This is a genomic window from Endozoicomonas sp. (assembly GCF_031844845.1).
GTDB lineage: Bacteria > Pseudomonadota > Gammaproteobacteria > Pseudomonadales > Endozoicomonadaceae > Endozoicomonas.
The window spans coordinates 1-17438 of record NZ_JAVRMB020000403.1 but is presented as its reverse complement, the minus strand read 5'-3'; the positions used below and the strand labels follow the sequence as shown (position 1 = coordinate 17438).

Sequence of the window (17438 nt, the reverse complement as noted above, 5' to 3'; positions counted from 1 at the left end):
AGATGTGTATAAGAGACAGCTAAATGACAGGCAAAGAAAAACCCGCAAGCTCCTTCCTCCGCCAAGATTGAGAGCAACACGGGTTTCTTACAAATACATGCAAAGTTTAACAGCATCCGGGGCAGGCGCAAACCCCGAAAAACGAACATTCCCGGTAGAGCGCCTCTACCAGTTGGCACCCAACAAGCCATACTGCACGGACCTCAAAGGCTCCGGCCTGATTATCCGCAAGCGGGAAGGTGCGTTCACCCGGAGTTATGTCCAGCATAACCCGCCCGCCTTGTGCCATTGGCTCACCTTCGACCAGGATCATGAAAACCTGTTGCAGTGGGAAGAAGCCAACCTGCCTGAGCCCAACCTGATTGTCCGAAACCTGGAAAACCGCCGGGCCCACGTCTCCTACGCCATTGAATCGGTCTGTGTCAGTGAGGCCGGCAAGCCAAAACCCATGGCCTATGCCCAGGCGATCCAGGAAGCCTACTGCGAAAAATTGAAAGCGGACCCCAGCTACACCGGCCTGATCACCAAAAACCCGATGCACGAAGACTGGCACGTTTGGGAATTACACTCCCATATCTACAAATTGGGAGAACTGGCAGAGAGCGTTGATCTGGAGCGTCGCTATTGGACCCGTAAGCGAGCTGCCAACTACGACCATTACGGTATCGGTAGAAATTGCGCCCTGTTTCACCGGTTGCGGTTCTGGGCTTACGACTGGGTGGTGTTTTACCGGGATGAATCCGGTGCAGCCTCCTATATCGAGTGGTTGCAGGTTGTTCTGGGCAAAGCGGAGGCGTTTAACGAGTTCCCTCAGCCCCTCTGTTATGGCGAAAGAACAGGACACCCACAAATTTATCCATACTATTTTCATGGATAAAATTATGGATGTCCTGTTCTGTCCCTCTGTCCCTCTGTCCCTCTGTCCCTCTGTCCCTCTGTCCTTCTGTTCTGTCCTCTGTTCTGTCCCTGTTCTGTCCTGATAAAATTATGGATGTCCTGTCCTGTTTGTTTCCATTCAACGCAGGCTCCTTATAGAACAGGACACCCACAAATTTATCCATACTATTTTCATGGATAAAATTATGGATGTCCTGTTCTGTTCATCGAATCAGCACCAGAAGCCTGATGAAGAAAGAACAGGACGCCCACAGAAAGAACAGAAAGAACAGGACACCCGCAAAGTTATCCATGCTATATTCATGGATAAAATTATGGAGGTCCTGTTCTGCGATGTCCTGTTCTGTCACTGCCAGGAAATAGAAAGAACAGGACACCCACAAATTTATCCATACTATTTTCATGGATAAAATTATGGATGTCCTGTTCTGTCCCTCTGTCCTTCTGTTCTGTCCTCTGTTCTGTCCTGATAAAATTATGGATGTCCTGTCCTGTTTGTTTCCATTCAACGCAGGCTCCCATTATGGAAAGAACAGGACACCCACAAATTTATCCATACTATTTTCATGGATAAAATTATGGATGTCCTGTTCTGTTCTGCTGTTCCTTCCTGGATGTCCTGTTCCTTGGAAATAAACAGGACATCCATAAGTCCAGGGCGAAAGTTTACTTAAGGAAATAAACAGGACATCCATAAGTCCAGGGTGAAAGTTTACTTAAAACGTTGGTTCAATCTATATGAATAGAAATTTATGGATGTCCTGTTCCTTGCTTCTGTTCCTTGCTGGTCCGAAATTTATGGATGTCCTGTTCCTTGTCTGTTCCTTGTCTCTTGCCTCGAATAGAAATTTATGGATGTCCTGTTCCTTTTCGAGAAATTTATGGATGTCCTGTTCCTTGTTCTGTCAGGAAATAAACAGGGCATCCATAAGTCCAGGGCGAAAGTTTACTTAAAACGTTGGTTCAATCTATACGAATAGAAATTTATGGATGACCTGTTCCTTTCGATGGATGTCCTGTTCCTTTTGTTCCTTTTTATAAAGAAAGAACAAGACACCCACAAATTTATCCATACTATTTTCATGGATAAAATTATGGATGTCCTGTTCTGTCCGTTTTCGAGAAGAAAGCAAATGGTTATGGACAAATATAGGATAAGCCAGCTACTGCATTGAGCGAAGCTAAACACTTGTTACCCACGTATGGCTTTGCAAGAAACCAGAATTCTTCACGTTCATTAAGGCCCTTCTCAATTCTATTATTTAAATCAGAATGGTCTGCCACGTTAAGACAATCGTCGTTACCTATGCACAGCAATGTACCTTGGACTAACTTTTTATCATCGAGAATCAAGGCTATTTCCGTAGGATGTGTTGCGTTAGCACACAATGCATTCGTAATGGAAAGTAAGTGCCTGTCTACACAACGCCGATCAATTCTAGTATGCTCGTTGTTGGTAAACTGGTAGGATTTATTTTGGTCTATATCTAATACGTCAAAATTTGGTGACAGCAACCCCCAATGGGTATCGGCTGTTTCATACTGCACCAGCTTGGCTTTATCGAAAAGGTCTGTAAAAGTGGTACTTTCACTTCCATGAAGCACATCTGGCAACCAGGGGATATCTGCCGCAGTTCCATATATGGTGTTTCTCAACTCATTGCTTTCTGACATAGCAGTTTTGACGTCGTGAACAAATAGACGTTTCGCCTCGGCACTCGATCCCCATATGCTGCACATACTATCCAAAAAGGTCTTAGCCTTTTGAACGACAGCAACAGATTGACCATTTAAGGTTATAGCCGTGATGGTGTATCTCTGGTTATTTTTTGAACACTCCTGCAGTGTCTGGATATTTTGTTGTAGCTGTTCTCTATTTACAATGGTAGGTTTAATTGCAGAGATCATGTTGATTATCCTTTATTTAAGATTCTAAAAGATATATTGAAATCGTAACTTCTCAAAAAGTGCTGGGAGTAGCTCAAATTCATACAAAACCTTAGTGCATATTTAGCGTGTACCAAGGATTGCAGAGAGTTAGCACGTTGGTTCTCCAGCAGTTTTTGAGAAGTTACTTGAAATCGACGATATGGCTGCCACGGTTGGCGCGATGTTAATTTTCAGAAATCAATGTACTGCTTAAAGAACTCAAAGCATCCAAAGGCTCAAACCAGAACCATCGTATATTCGTTTCAAGAATTCGGACAGAGCTGGATATTCCTTCATTCCTGTAACTTGTCACGAGCATTCTGGATTGAGTTGAGTCTCTTGATTTAAACTGCAACGAGCGCAACATTCGTTGTTATGAATCAAGGTTCAAGCTGCCTTGTATGCATGTCCTAAACACAATGCATTACTTTGAAAACTGAGAAAAAAATTGTATCGTTGCGACCAAAAGAAAAACCGCAAGCGGTGAGTCTAGCAGGGCTTGTTGCGTTCGTTGCATTTTTTTCAACTGTTAATCCTATAAGTGGTTTACCATTTGTCTTCATATAAATTGACTGTCCGGTCGGTAGGTTATTTTACGTGCTAATTGTATGAAGCTTTTATGCTACCTTTATCAGACTCATCGCCTTATTCCCCCTGATTATGAAAACTGTTAATCCAATCGTAACTATTTGCTAATACCATCCAATCAAGCAGGATAACAGAAGGTTTTTCATGCAGCACATGGTCATCCCCATCCCCAGGAAAACAGCAAATTAGAAAGAACAGGACACCCACAAATTTATCCATACTATTTTCATGGATAAAATTATGGATGTCCTGTTCTGTCAAAATTATGGATGTCCTGTTCTGTCATCCTGTTCTGTCATCTGTTCAATCTATACGAATAGAAATTTATGGATGTCCTGTTCCTTGTCTCTTGCCTCGAATAGAAATTTATGGATGTCCTGTTCCTTTTCGGTTCTGTCCTCGCACAGTAAGAAAATTGTTGAGGAAATATTGAGGAAATAAACAGGGAAATAAACAGGACATCCATAAGTCCAGGGTGAAAGTTTACTTAAAACGTTGGTTCAATCTATACGAAAAGAAAGAACAGGACACCCACAGAAAGAACAGGACACCCACAAATTTATCCATACTATTTTCATGGATAAAATTATGGATGTCCTGTTCTGTTCTGCTGTTCCTTCCTGGATGTCCTGTTCCTTGGAATAAACAGGACATCCATAAGTCCAGGGCGAAAGTTTACTTAAAACGTTGGTTCAATCTATACGAATAGAAGTTTATGGATGTCCTGTTCCTTTTACTTCAAAATCTACTTGAAATTGTTTTTGGTCTCTTTGGCATCCTGCAATGCACTGATAAGAGTATCCACTTGCTTGTCACTGAGGCACCAAAAATACACACTATTAATAACGTGCTTATCATAAGCACTAATTTGAACACCACCTCTTGAACACTGTGCTGACGTCGATGCAGCGACTCGGAGGGAATTTCCGTTATACCGAATTGATCCTGTCTCTTGTTTCATTTCCACAGCTTGAGCAGTGAAAGCAGTTGAAGCCATGATGATTGCCAAGCCAGTAAGTAATTTGTTCACTTGATAAATCCTTTATTTATTTTTCGTCATCAGATTCAGACAAGGCTCAAATCATCTTCACTACTTTAAACGAGGTGCGATCAGCGAGTTGGCAAATAGCCCAGGTTTCGTTACCACGCTGTTCCAAACGATCAATACACAACAGTGGAGTATTGGTGTCGATGTTTCCAAACTTCACATGCTCACTTACTTTATTGGAGCTGAGAATGATGAATGCTGGCTTGCCATCTTGGATAGAGTCCACATGGCGTTTCCTCTCGTAGTATCCAATACGTTTATCAGCACCGTTGCTATCCCAATCAATCATAACGGCTTGATGCTCCCCTTCCCTGACTGCTTCATCAGCCCAGCCCTTGAGAACGATTTTCGTTTTTGACTCGCCGCCCCAACTGTTACGGATGTTAGTGTATGGAGCCCCTATGCGGGTGAAATAAGTGCTCTGGTTATACTTCATTATTATCTCCGCTTACTTGTGTGCTCTCGCGTTTCTTAGTCTTATTTATTATCAGGACACTACGATAGCGGTTAAGAGTACCCGTATGCAATAGTGGAGAATACGTACTTTAGATTTGACTCTTCTGGCCCGAAGATTCATGAAAGGAGGCAAGTTTCGCCCAATCACCTGGCATGATTTGGTCGGACAAAAGAACGCTTCGGAAGAAGCAAACCAGAACTTGCTATGACTGGATGAACACAAAAACCACTCCGTTTCAGAGGGTTTGTCGGGAAACCCACAAGCGGGCACTGGAACATTACCAGCAGACTAAAAACCTTCTGGTGAGTTACGACATCAATCCGCCTGGGTTCTTCCGAGTGAATTAGCCGATTGCGATTGCCGGTTGAAATCTGTTCAACCGGTTTCTGCCTATCCTGCACTCGAAAATGCTTCCCCTACCGATAACAGCTATTACCATCTTTCATTAAGACTCATAACCGTGTCATGATCGACTGGCTAATGAGTTAGGGAGAGTAATAACGATGACCACTCAATTCTCCAGCAATCTTACTCTTGATGATGTTTCGTACAGAGTCACCGATGCAGAGCCTTATCCAATATTTCATCCGGATATGCTTGGGATAAAAGTATCTCCAATGGGCACGTTTTGCTGGGCTGGATATATCGTCAGTTATGAGTGTAAAGATGGCCAGCTATTCGCCAGGTCTATGAATTTAGGTGTGTTCAAAGATGAACCATTAGTCAATGGCGTTAAACCTGACCCACTCCCGGAGTGTGACGATCTGACGATTGCTTCAATGTTTGGCCGCTGTTACACCGATGTGTGGCTGCCTCTTGAATATACAGGTGAAGTGCTTCTTGGTAATGATTGGGTTGGCAATCTGGGGCGCGTCCATTATGGCAGTCCCCGGACAGTTGAGTACAATGAGATCAAGAAGGTTGTGTTCTCTAAAGGCAAGATTCAGCAGATAACGGATGTCTCGGATCAGTATGTAGAAAAACGACAAGCCCTGATCGAAGCGGAAGAAGAAAAACGGGAAAAAAAATGGAACATTGAGGAGAGCAAGCGTCGCAGAATGCACTTAAAGCGAAAAATCCTGGGGTTCCTCACCAGGAAGAAGCAGCCCATGGCAACACACCGAAATGATTTGTGACGTTTAATTGTCCTGTTCCTTGTTCCTTGTTGAAATTTATGGATGTCCTGTTCCTTTCTGTTCCTTTATTTATGGATGTCCTGTTCCTTTGTTCCTTGTAATGGATGTCCTGTTCCTTGCTGTTCCTTGATGCTTGTAATGGATGTCCTGTTCCTTTATGTTCCTTTAGTTTGCCTGCCATCATTGCATTTAATCTGGTTTGGAAACGTCTGATTCAGCCCAATAGAATCCGTTGAAAGAGTGAGCGAGAAGACGGTTTGGCCTGACTGATTTCCTCGCACCTATTTTGTTCTGACTGAAGGGTGTCGGTGACGGTTATTGACCGTTGCTGTTGAATATCATGCCAGGCGGGGCTTTTTGGTTCTGGATTCGGTACACTTGACTCCCTGTCTGACAGGGAGTTCATTATGACGCCGATTCTGCAATTCTGGTCAACCTTCCAGAGCTTTGTTTCAGCGGTTATCAAGCGGTTTCTGGATAATCGTTGTATTGAAAATGCTGCGGCACTGACTTATACGACGTTGTTTGCTGTCGTTCCCATGATGACGGTTATGTACAGTATCCTGTCCGCAGTTCCCAGTCTCCAGAATGTTGGAGATTCCATTCAGAACTTTATCTTTGAGAGTTTTGTTCCCTCAACCGGGGAGGTGGTTCAATCCTATCTGAATGACTTTTCCCAACAGGCGAGAAAGTTAACCGGAGTGGGCGTTGGTTTCCTGCTGGTCACTTCCTTTCTGATGTTGAGAACCATTGATAAAGCACTGAATAGTATCTGGCAGGTGACGCATATTCGCCGGGGGATGTCTGGCTTCCTTTTATACTGGGCGATATTAAGCCTTGGGCCGGTTCTGCTAAGTGCTGGTTTTCTTGTTACCTCTTACCTTGCTTCACTGAAGCTGGTGTCTGATACCACGGCCATTCTTGGCGGTGATCAGTGGCTTCTGCGGCTTATGCCGGTTTTTCTCAGTACAGTGGTACTTACCTTGTTATATACGGCGGTGCCCAACCGTAAGGTGCCGGTGCTTCATGCGCTGGTGGGCGCCGTGTTTGTTGCCATTATGGTGGAGCTGGCGAAAAGCGGCTTTGCCCTGTTTATCACTTTGTCTCCTACCTATCACCTGATTTATGGGGCGTTTGCTGCAGTGCCTTTGTTTCTGCTCTGGGTTTATCTGAGCTGGTTGATGGTGTTGTTAGGTGCGGTGCTGGTTCGTTCCCTTGATCTTTATGGTAAGAAAGCCCGGGGTGAACGACTCCATCCGTTGATTTCCATTTTATTGATTTTGAAACAGCTTCAGGAAAAATTCGAGGTAGGGCAGGGGCTGCATTTCACCGAACTACAGAAGCGTGATCTTCCGGTTTCTCTTGATGACTGGGAGTGCCATACCTCCCGATTGATGGGGATGGGGCTGATCAGTAAAAATGATGGTGGCGAGTGGATTCTCGCCAGGGATCTTCGGCAGATCAGCCTGTTTTCTTTCTGTGAGCAGCTGCCCTGGCCCATGCCGCAGGATGAAGAACTTCAGAACATCCTTCTTTCAGACGAACCTGACTGGTTGTCTGACTTTATCCAGAGAGCACAGTCGGTAAACAGTGCCCGCCTGGAAGCACTGGATTGTACGCTGGATGAACTGTTATCCAAATGACCGGTTTGAGGTCATGGATGCCGGACATTTTCCAGCTCTACCAGGTTCTGCCGGATATGAACGACAGTTACTGGCAATTTTGCCTGCTCAATAATCTGCTTTTGCAGTGGATCATCTTCAAAGTGGATTCCCACGTTGAAGCCGCTGGTCAACAGCATAGCCAGTACACTGGCTTTATGGGTTCCGGAGCTTTCCCGGGTTTTATCGGCAAAGCCGAGGGGGTTGAAAAACACCGGGTTAGTGATATTACGTGAGTTCAGCATTGCCAGTGTATCAAAGGCTTCCTCAATACTTCTGCCGGTGATGATTATGTCCCCGGGGCCAGGGTATACCCCCCGGTGCTCCCCGAGATAAATAACGCCATCAATGTCAAATGAGTTGACGTTTCTGTTCACTGGCTGCCACCTGGTTAAAGGTCAGATCAGTATATTCCCGTTTTGCCAGGGCCTCGCATTCAAGCCGTGCGTCGGCATTCATCATTTGTTCCGGCGGTGTTTTCTGCGTCCAGGCACTGGGTCCTCTCAGTGCTCCCACTATATTCATCTCCCGGGCGACCTGCAGATAACGAATGGCATCAATCACGACACCTGCCGAGTTTTCGCTGTCCTGAACACTCAGTTTGGCGTCTATAGTCAGAGGTGCACCGCCAAAGCCCAGTGCTTCAACCCGGATATTGGCGATCTTGTTATCTTCCAGGTAGGGAATAAAGCTGCTGGGACCGGCATATATGCCATCTTTGGGAACAGGGATATCACGTAGGTCGTTCTGGGCACGAATGACATTTTCCTTGCTGATTTTCTTGCTGGCCAGACGACTCTGGTCAATCATGTTGGCGAAGTCGGTATTGCCGCCCACATTGGTCTGACAGTGGAAAAGCACCTGATGCCCACGGTCAAAGAGTCCTTCCTGCAATATCTGAGAAAAATAGCTGGCACCAAACTGGGAGCGCATATCATCGCCAATTAATGGTAGACCAGCTTCGATAAATTTTTGCTCCCAGACAGGGTCGGAGGCGATAAAAACCGGTATGCAGTTGAGAAAGGCGACACCGGCATCCAGTGCTGTCTGGGCGTAGTAGGCGGTGGCCTGTTCAGATCCTACCGGCATGTAGTTGATCAGGATATCCACTTCCCGGTCAATCAGCACCCGGGTTACATCAACCGGTTCTCCCCGGGAGGGTTTGAAGTTGATGGTGTCATGACAGGATTCCATATGGGGGGCAACACCATCAAGAATGGGGCCCAGTTGAACCGTGCACTGTTCCTGAATCTCTTGCTGGAAAATCCGGGCACAATTTGGGGGGGCGAAGATCGCTTGTGATAAAGGCAGTCCTACTTTTCTCTGGTCAATATCGAAGGCTGCAACAAACTCTATATTGGCGGGTCGATAGCCTCCAATATCAGCAAACATGATGCCGGGAATGTTATCGCTATTGTTTGTCCGATAGAAATTGATACCCTGAATTAGCGCACTGGCGCAGTTTCCGATACCGGCAACCGCAACTTTGATTTTTTGTCTCATGGGTAGGTGCTGATACTTAGTTTGTTAGGAGAAAAACCCTGCAAAGGCTATATCTAGTTCTAGTCTATCTTTTGATTCTTGTTGTCTGATTTACTAGATTGTTTTTAAATCTATTGTCTGGCAGATGGTCTTGTCAGGATATATGCAGAAAATGGAAGTAGAAAATAAGAGTGGAGTGGATTCTGACCAATAGTTTGTATTGCTCTTGAAGGACTTGATCTGGACAATAATCGTTTGATTATTCCCACCATTCCCTTTTGGATTCTCTTCTGGAGTAGAACCTGATGGTATCAATCGGAACACCTCTGGCATTGTCGGCGACCCGTGTGTTGTTGCTGGGAGCCGGCGAGCTGGGTAAAGAGGTTGCCATTGAATTTCAGCGTCTGGGTGTTGAAGTTATCGCCGTGGATAGCTATGACAATGCACCGGCCATGCAGGTGGCTCACCGCAGCCATGTCATTGATATGCTGGATCGTGAAGCCCTGGCAGTATTGATTGAGAAGGAAAAGCCCCATTACATTGTTCCGGAAATTGAAGCTATAGCCACTGATGTGCTGGTGGAGATAGAAAAGGCCGGAACCAGTGTTGTTGTTCCCTGTGCCCGGGCTACACAGTTGACCATGGATCGTGAAGGCATCCGCCGGCTGGCTGCTGAAGAACTTGGATTACCCACATCACCCTACGGTTTTGCTGACTCTGAACAGGCATTAAAAGAAGCCGCAGAGCAGATTGGTTTTCCCAATGTAGTTAAACCGGTCATGAGCTCTTCAGGCAAAGGGCAGAGCGTATTACGTGAGCCTGCTGATGTTGCCACGGCATGGAAACATGCGCTGGAGTCCGGTCGTGCAGCAAAGACCCGGGTAATTGTTGAAGGCTTTGTTGAGTTTGATTATGAGATAGCCCTGCTGACGGTTCGTACGCGGCAGGGAACGCTTTTCTGTCCCCCGGTTGGTCATCGGCAGAAGGATGGCGATTATGTTGAATCCTGGCAACCCCAGCAGATGTCCCCGGCGGCCTGGGCAGAAGCAGAGCGAATAGCAGGAGCGGTTACCGAGGCGCTGGGAGGCTATGGTATTTTTGGTGTTGAACTATTTATACGGGGGGATGATGTCTTCTTTAATGAAGTTTCACCCCGCCCTCATGATACGGGCATGGTGACGATGATTTCCCAGAACCTGAGTGAGTTTGCACTGCATGTGCGTACTATTCTTGGGCTGCCAGTACCGGCTATCACACAGTATCAGCCGTCGGCATCCGCAGTGATTAAGGTAAGTGGTGATTCCACGGGTCCGACCTTTAGCCATCTTGATCAGGTGCTATCTGTGGCTAATACTGAACTGCGTCTGTTTGGTAAGCCTGAGCTGCATGGAGCCCGACGAATGGGTGTGGTGCTGGCATCGGCTGAATCCACTGAACAGGCTCGGGAAATTGCCCGGGAATCGGCGGCTAAAGCGATTTTGGAAAGTTAGTACATCTATTAATGATATTGACTTGTACAATCTCCGTTCACCCTGGGCGCCCTTCGACTCCGCTCAGGACGAACGGAGAGTAGAGGCTGATGATGAATTTGACCGATGATTTCAGGTGGTTTGCTGGGGCTCGCATTCGCTCGACCCAAGCTTATCACCGGTCAATTTCAATGAAACCATGTACTTGCTTACGAGCATTATTGCGGGTGTTTTTTCAATGCCTGCAATAATTTCTGGTGTAAGTGTTTGTCTGGAGGTATTCGTGAAGATAAAAAGAACGGCGAAATACTTTCTGGTTTTTGTACTGTTGAGTGCTCTCGTAGCCTGTACCAAACCAGTTACCTTTACTGATTTAAATGGGCAGTCTGTGTCCCTGATCAGTGAGCAAGGTCAGTGGCTGGCCCTGAATTTCTGGGCTGAATGGTGTGATCCCTGCCGTGAAGAAGTGCCGGAGTTAAATGAGCTGGCCCGTGATGGTCAGGTTCGGGTACTGGGTGTTGATTTTGACAGCAGTCAGGGTGACTTGTTAATCAATAAGGCCAGCGCTCTGGGTATCCGTTTTCCGGTGCTGCAGGAGTCTCCGCTGCCAGCTTTGAATGTTCCTCCTCCCCAGGTATTGCCAGCGACCTATATTATTTCTCCGGAAGGTGAAGTGATCGCTAAACTGTTTGGTCCACAGACTAAAGAGAGCCTTGAAGACCAGATTCAGCAGTTAAGTCAACAGCATCAAGAATTACGGGAAGCGTCTTCCAATGGGTGATGTGTGCAAAAGAGCCTTTGTTGAAGGTCGGGTGCAGGGCGTCTGGTTTCGCGGCTCGACTCAGGAAAAAGCCCGTCGTCTGGGAATCAATGGCTGGGCACGAAATCTGCCTGATGGTCGGGTGGAGGTGTTAATGTGCGGTTCAGCTGAAGCGATAGCCAAACTGGAGCAGTGGCTTCACAAGGGACCACCTCTGGCCAAGGTGGTCAATGTGATTGTTGCGGAAGAAACCTGGCAGCAGTTTGATATATTTACCACCGGATAATTTCACTGCCAATGACGTTCCAGGTTGGTGAATACCCGCTCCGGATACCAGGTTTTGCCCAGACTGCCATTATATCTGGCCAGAGCCCTGGTTAGATCGCCATTTTCCTTTTCCAGATAGTGTCTGAGAATCTCAACGCCATAACGGATATTGGTCTGCAGGCTAAGGAGGTTGTCCTGCTTCTGACCAATCACATATTTCCAAAAGGGCATAATCTGCATTAACCCCTGAGCGCCTGCAGAGGAAACGGCGTATTGATCAAAGGTAGATTCCGTGTGAATTAATGCCAGGATCAGTTCTGGTGGTAAATCGGCTTGTTTTGCCTCTTTGTATACCAGCTGAAGTAATTCAAAACGATCTTCGGGATCTTTGATAAATTTTGACAGTCGGGTGGACATATCCATGAGCCAGACTTTGGTCTCAAAATCTTTGGCGAAGCTGTCAGGGGCGTCCAGTGTTTTGAGTACCACTTCCAGGGCCGGGTGGGTTGGCTGGCTCCAACTGGTGGTTGCGAAACTGATCAGGGCAATCAGCCCCAGAGCACGGGGAAGTGCTCCGGGTCTGTATTGCCCAATTCCATGTTTAGCCGATAATTCGGTCTTTAAGGAGGTCAATGATTTCACTGGTCTGAATGTCTTCTTTGTCTGTGGCAGTTCGATGCTTGTATTCCACCATTCCATCGGCCAGTCCACGGTCGCTGAGTACGACGCGATGAGGAATACCAATAAGCTCCATATCGGCAAACTTCACCCCGGGGCTAGTTTTTCTGTCGTCCATCAGGACTTCAAAGCCCGCAGCAGTCAGTTCCTGATACAGTGTTTCCGCCGCATCACGGACAACCTCAGATTTTTCAATCTTCAATGGCACCAGGACAATCTGGAAAGGAGCAATGGCTTCCGGCCAGATGATGCCACGGTCATCATGGTTTTGCTCAATAGAGGCCGCGACGGATCTGGATACCCCGATGCCGTAGCAACCCATGGCCAGCGGAATACTCTTGCCATTCTCATTGAGTACAGTGGCCTTCATAGACTCGCTGTATTTGGTGCCCAGCTGGAAGATATGGCCCACTTCAATACCGCGTTTGATAAACAGCGTACCGTTTCCGCAAGGGCTTGGGTCACCTTCCTGAACATTGCGCAGGTCTTCTATGCGGCTGAATGTACAGTCGCGATCCCAGTTGATGCCAAAATAGTGTTTTCCTTCAATGTTGGCTCCAGCACCGAAATCGGCCATTTGGGCGACAGTACGATCCGCAATCACCGGGATAGGGCAGTTCACTGGGCCAAGAGAGCCCGGGCCAGCACCCAGGATTGATTTAATCTCTTCATCAGTAGCAAATCGAAGTGGCGACGCTACGTCGGCAAGGTTCTCAGCTTTGATCTCGTTCAGTTCGTGATCGCCACGAACCAGCAGGGCGATAAACTCACTCTCTGCCGTTTCGGCTGCCGCAACCACCAGAGTCTTGATGGTTTTCTCAATGGGGAGGTTAAACTGATTTACCAGTTGCTCGATGGTTTTGGTATCCGGAGTATCAACCAGCGACATTTCCTGAGAAGGTGCAGGGCGGTCACCTTTCGGTGCCAGTGCTTCGGCCTTTTCAAGGTTGGCGGCGTATTCACTCTGGTCACTGAACACGATGGCATCTTCACCGGATTCGGCCAGTACGTGGAATTCCCGGGAACCACTACCACCGATAGCACCGCTGTCAGCCTGAACTGGCCGGTATTCCAGGCCAATGCGATCGAATATGCGGCAATAGGTATTGTGCATATTCTGGTATTCGGCTTTCAGGCACTCTTCAGAGGCATGGAAAGAGTAACCATCTTTCATCAGGAATTCACGGCAGCGCATGATGCCAAAACGGGGGCGGCGTTCATCACGGAACTTGCTTTGGATCTGGTACAGATGAATAGGCAGCTGCTTGTAGCTGTTGAGATCACTACGGGCGATATCGGTGATGACTTCTTCGTGGGTCGGGCCAATGATAAAGTCACGGCCATGACGGTCTTTAAAACGCAGCAGCTCGGAACCAAACTGATCCCAACGTCCGGTTTCCTGCCACAGTTCTGCCGGCTGTACCGCTGGCATCAGGGTTTCCAGTGCGCCAGCGCGGTTCATTTCTTCCCGGACGATGTTCTCAACTTTCTTCAGGACTTTCAGACCCAGTGGCAGCCAGGTATAAAGGCCGGACGCCAGTTTGCGGATCATGCCTGCGCGGAGCATCAGCTGGTGGCTGATGACCACTGCATCGGCAGGTGTCTCCTTGAGGGTTGGAAGCAGATACTGACTGGTTCTCATGTGTTCTTTTACCGGGCTATTCAAAAAAGGGAGGGTCAAATAAAGCGCCATTTTAAGGCCAGGCGGTTATTATACCAACCGCTGTTTCAAATTCCCCTGTTGTTGACTGGTTGTCAGCAATATTCTTCTGGTGAAATTGCAATTTGAAAACATTTATCCATTACATTGCCTACAGCTTTTGATCTTTTCCAAGATGAAACGGCACTGCGGCAGTGCCATTTCATCCACCTGAATTGAAATGGGAAAAGAATCCTGTTTACGACTTTCTGCTCTCCTCCTCTAACAGCTGACGGATGATCCGGGCTTGTTTCTCTTCCGATAACTCTTTTCCGTGCGAAGTATGCAGGAACTTCAGTGACACCGAACTGATTATTTCCTTCTCCAGGTCCGTGCCCTTATCAAAAATACCAAGGTAGAGTAAACGGCACTTTTCTTTTATGTTACGGAATTGATTAAGCTTCTCGTCCACCTCAGGGCCACTACGTTTCAGGAGTTGATAGGGAACTTTCAGCTTGAGGCCGTCTTGTCTCTGGGACACTTCGTAGCGGGTATATATCCTGGGACCAAGCATTTCCGGAATTATCTGGCTCAACACCTTGGCTTCACCGAGGCTGTCAGCCCACTTTTCATTGATGATCCGGTGCTGTAATTCTACTGCCAACTTTAGCTCAGGCTTGACGGCGATTTTAATATCATACTGATAGACCAGTAGCTGGAAGGCTTTCTGCTTCAGTTGGGCCTCTTTGACATCGTGCTGTACGTTCAAACCGTCCCTCAACTTACCCAAAGATTGGTGTATGCGGGTACTATGCCGGAATTTATTGGCCTCCTGCAGTCTGTGCTCATCACGGCTCTCGTCGGGGCATAGCTCGGTAAACCCTTTTGTTACCTCGCGGTATAAATTTTCGGATTGGTCAAATTGACAGATATCCTGTTTGTTCATCTGTCCGTCTAAGAGCTTCAGAATCTGAACAATTGGCAGTTTCATGAACAGCGTCTCTCCCTGTTGGAGATTACCGTCTTTCACTGCCTTCATCACCTGCCTAACCACAGAGATAGATTTCTGGCCCTGGGATTTGGTCTTGGGGGCAGATTTCTGGCCCTGGGATTTGGTCACAGAATTCAGTAAATCGTACATCTTCTCGATTTGCTCATTCCTGTCGGTGGGCCAGGATGAACCGCTAAAGAACCCCGTCCAGGTGGTTTTCTGTTGAGCCTTCAAAGTCATGGCCCGATAGATGATAGCACGATCCTCCGGTGAGGCACCTGGCAATTGTTTATGGATTTGTTCCGCTAACGCCTTGTCACTGACATCGTTCTGGGCATTTTCAGTGCTGGCTATTGGCGTTGACGAATTCCGGCAGTCTTTGGCCAGGCTATGAAGTAAAAGGGACTGGTATTCTCTTTCAGGCTTGCCTTCCCTGATGGTAAGTTCACCGTCCCGGTTCATGCCGAAATTATCAGAGCCGCTTTTAATACCCACTACCGGTGAGTTAAACACATCATTAATTAAGCCCGCAGGAAGGGCCGTGGGTTGGCCCTGACGGGGACAAGATTCTTGCAGAATAGCGAGATCCAAAATACTTTCAGGTGTCCAGCTGGCATCAAGTGACTGCTGTTGTCTGGGGGAAATCAAGTCTTTGAGCATTTTCGAAAGCAGAAATACCGTCATGACGGTGACGGTATTGGAAAGCATATTGCTGGCAGGGTTGTTGTGTATCGCTGATTTTGTATCTGGAGGGCTGAAACGGGGGGAGGGGCTTGTGGATAGTTTCTGGCCGGTGATCTTTGCAGCAAACAGACTGGCTAACTGAAAGTTACTGCTGTCCATGTTATTGATGCTAATGTTCTGCACAGCCCCAATCATGGAAACCTTTTCCGGTTGCAACGCTCCCCTCATATTCACCAAACCCGGATGAATATGAGGGGCTTTGGGGGCTTGCCTGAAGGGCTCTGTGTCATACACAAGATCCTTAATGGAACGACGGGGTTCGGCAGCAACACCAGATTGTTTCTGATAAGGTAAAGATGTACTTTCCTGTTCCGTTCCAGTGATCAAGTGATACGTATCAACCAGGGGTTGGGCGGTAAATACCCTGGCCAGCAGACCTGAAGTCAATGATGCAACATCTGACAGGATATTACTGGGTCGACTGGCTCCCGAGGTTGCGGCACTGTGCTCAATATACGGTTGATCCGCTGGCATTAACGGAGCCGGAGCCATAAGTTTATTTGATGTCATCCAGTTCTGGATTCTGGTATAAACATTTTTATATCTTTCCATATCCTGTTCTCCATAACCCGCCTCCACTTTTTCATTCAAAGAGGTAATGGCTTCATCTATCAGAGAATCTTGCTCGGATTTATAAGTTTCAATAACTTTCGGGGATACGCTGGCCGATCCTGAATCTGCCGGGTTATTGGTGGACACTGTCATGTTATCAATGTCTTGTTTTTCTAAAGTACGGAGTATTTTTACTGCATCCCAGATTTGATCAACAACGTCCGAGTAATATTTAATGGTTTCATCTATCAGAGAATCTTCCAGGGATTTATAAGTTTCAATAACTTTCGGGGATACGCTGGCCGATCCTGAATCTGCCGGGTTATTGGTGGACACTGCCATGTTATCAATGTCTTGTTTTTCTGAAGTACGGAGTTTATTTATTGCATCCCGGATTTCATCAACAACTTTCGAGTAATATTCGTAACTGGCATTCCTATGTAAGTCTTCCACATTATAGTATTGGCTATTGTCTTTATCAGTTTCCAGATAGTCTTCATATCTATTAAGATTTGCTCTAACCTCATGCATTTCTATCTCAATTTTTTCATCAGCCGCCAATAACAGAGAGTTCAGCTTTGTTGTCAGGCTTCTATGCAGATCTCCGGATTCTGTGTTTTCTGTTGTGGCTGGAGTGGATAATACTGCTGTAGTTTTGTCTGTAGTCTGCTCCTCTGTAATTACTTGAGGCATAGTTGTTGTCTGGCTAACAAGAGCATCTGCTAAATCATTACTACCCGTGGTTTCACGGGCAATATTCGTCGTCGTTCCCACATGACTCAGGAAGTCCGGTGCCGGTATGGTAGCTTTGGGTATTGGCGTTTTTACAGTTACCTCTTTTGCGCCACATTTATTATCGAACCTACTGATTTGGTAAATACCTCCATAATTTAGTACGCGGAGATCAAGCATCAATTTGTTGAAAGCGTCCTCGCAGAGTTTATCATATCTGACTTTTGTTGAATCCGGGCATGGATAATCAGATGGGTTATTATCTATTATATTTTCTTTCGCTGAGTTTATAATATTTACTATTTCATCATTCCATTGATTAAACGCTTCACTAAATTCCTCATTGTCCTCTGGGAGTTGGACATTATAGCCATGCTTTATCATAATATCTTCCATTTTTATCTTTAT

Annotated in this window: 15 protein-coding genes; 7 read left to right on the top strand and 8 right to left on the bottom strand. The window is 46.6% G+C overall.

The annotated features are described in order from the left end of the window. The coding region (locus tag RM811_RS22365; protein ID WP_402528655.1) for a replication initiation protein at window positions 1-877 on the top strand (877 nt) is incomplete at its 5' end. A 205-nt stretch (window positions 878-1082) separates the two neighbouring features. Further along, on the top strand, window positions 1083-1307 hold the full coding sequence (locus RM811_RS22360; protein ID WP_402528652.1) for a hypothetical protein: 225 nt from the start codon (window positions 1083-1085) through the stop codon (window positions 1305-1307). Window positions 1308-2034: 727 nt separating this feature from the next. Here the strand turns inward: RM811_RS22360 and RM811_RS22355 are convergent. The 3 genes from RM811_RS22355 to RM811_RS22345 all read right to left on the bottom strand — a co-directional run bounded on the left by RM811_RS22355 (window position 2035) and on the right by RM811_RS22345 (window position 4898). Continuing rightward, window positions 2035-2805, bottom strand: a complete 771-nt coding sequence (locus RM811_RS22355; RefSeq protein WP_402528649.1) for a hypothetical protein — start codon at window positions 2803-2805, stop codon at window positions 2035-2037. A 1354-nt stretch (window positions 2806-4159) separates the two neighbouring features. After that, window positions 4160-4444, bottom strand: coding sequence for a hypothetical protein (locus RM811_RS22350; RefSeq protein WP_402528646.1), 285 nt, complete (start codon window positions 4442-4444; stop codon window positions 4160-4162). Window positions 4445-4490: 46 nt separating this feature from the next. After that, window positions 4491-4898, bottom strand: coding sequence for a hypothetical protein (locus RM811_RS22345; RefSeq protein WP_402528643.1), 408 nt, complete (start codon window positions 4896-4898; stop codon window positions 4491-4493). 524 nt (window positions 4899-5422) lie between these two features. Between RM811_RS22345 and RM811_RS22340 the strand changes: the two genes are divergently transcribed. Together RM811_RS22340 and RM811_RS22335 are read left to right on the top strand one after the other, a co-directional pair. Then, complete coding sequence (locus tag RM811_RS22340) at window positions 5423-6055, top strand: hypothetical protein (RefSeq protein ID WP_402528641.1); 633 nt, start codon at window positions 5423-5425, stop codon at window positions 6053-6055. A 407-nt stretch (window positions 6056-6462) separates the two neighbouring features. After that, complete coding sequence (locus RM811_RS22335) at window positions 6463-7698, top strand: YihY family inner membrane protein (protein ID WP_402528638.1); 1236 nt, start codon at window positions 6463-6465, stop codon at window positions 7696-7698. Window positions 7699-7709: 11 nt separating this feature from the next. On the opposite strand, the gene RM811_RS22330 is transcribed toward RM811_RS22335, so the two are convergent. Both RM811_RS22330 and RM811_RS22325 read right to left on the bottom strand, forming a co-directional pair. Further along, window positions 7710-8093, bottom strand: coding sequence for a hypothetical protein (locus RM811_RS22330; RefSeq protein ID WP_402528637.1), 384 nt, complete (start codon window positions 8091-8093; stop codon window positions 7710-7712). Continuing rightward, on the bottom strand, window positions 8068-9219 hold the full coding sequence (locus RM811_RS22325) for an inositol-3-phosphate synthase (protein ID WP_402528634.1): 1152 nt from the start codon (window positions 9217-9219) through the stop codon (window positions 8068-8070). Before RM811_RS22325 ends, RM811_RS22330 begins: the two co-directional genes overlap by 26 nt. 284 nt (window positions 9220-9503) lie before the next feature. Between RM811_RS22325 and purT the strand changes: the two genes are divergently transcribed. The 3 genes from purT (at window position 9504) to RM811_RS22310 (ending at window position 11713) form a co-directional block, all read left to right on the top strand. Beyond that, a complete protein-coding gene (gene purT, locus RM811_RS22320) occupies window positions 9504-10688 on the top strand; it encodes a formate-dependent phosphoribosylglycinamide formyltransferase (protein WP_402528631.1) in 1185 nt (394 codons plus the stop codon). Window positions 10689-10950: 262 nt separating this feature from the next. After that, a complete protein-coding gene (locus tag RM811_RS22315) occupies window positions 10951-11448 on the top strand; it encodes a TlpA family protein disulfide reductase (protein ID WP_402528628.1) in 498 nt (165 codons plus the stop codon). Next, complete coding sequence (locus RM811_RS22310) at window positions 11441-11713, top strand: acylphosphatase (protein ID WP_402528625.1); 273 nt, start codon at window positions 11441-11443, stop codon at window positions 11711-11713. The genes RM811_RS22315 and RM811_RS22310 overlap by 8 nt, the downstream gene beginning before the upstream one ends. A 2-nt stretch (window positions 11714-11715) precedes the next feature. On the opposite strand, the gene RM811_RS22305 is transcribed toward RM811_RS22310, so the two are convergent. From RM811_RS22305 to RM811_RS22295, 3 genes are all read right to left on the bottom strand, one after another. Further along, window positions 11716-12336, bottom strand: a complete 621-nt coding sequence (locus RM811_RS22305) for a lytic transglycosylase domain-containing protein (RefSeq protein WP_402528622.1) — start codon at window positions 12334-12336, stop codon at window positions 11716-11718. Continuing rightward, the gene (locus RM811_RS22300; protein WP_402528658.1) at window positions 12296-14014 is read right to left on the bottom strand and encodes a proline--tRNA ligase; all 1719 of its coding nucleotides are present in this window, start codon (window positions 14012-14014) and stop codon (window positions 12296-12298) included. The genes RM811_RS22305 and RM811_RS22300 overlap by 41 nt, the downstream gene beginning before the upstream one ends. Window positions 14015-14270: 256 nt before the next feature. Beyond that, window positions 14271-17438, bottom strand: a 3168-nt coding sequence (locus RM811_RS22295) for a hypothetical protein (RefSeq protein ID WP_402528619.1), incomplete at its 5' end; no start/stop codon positions are given.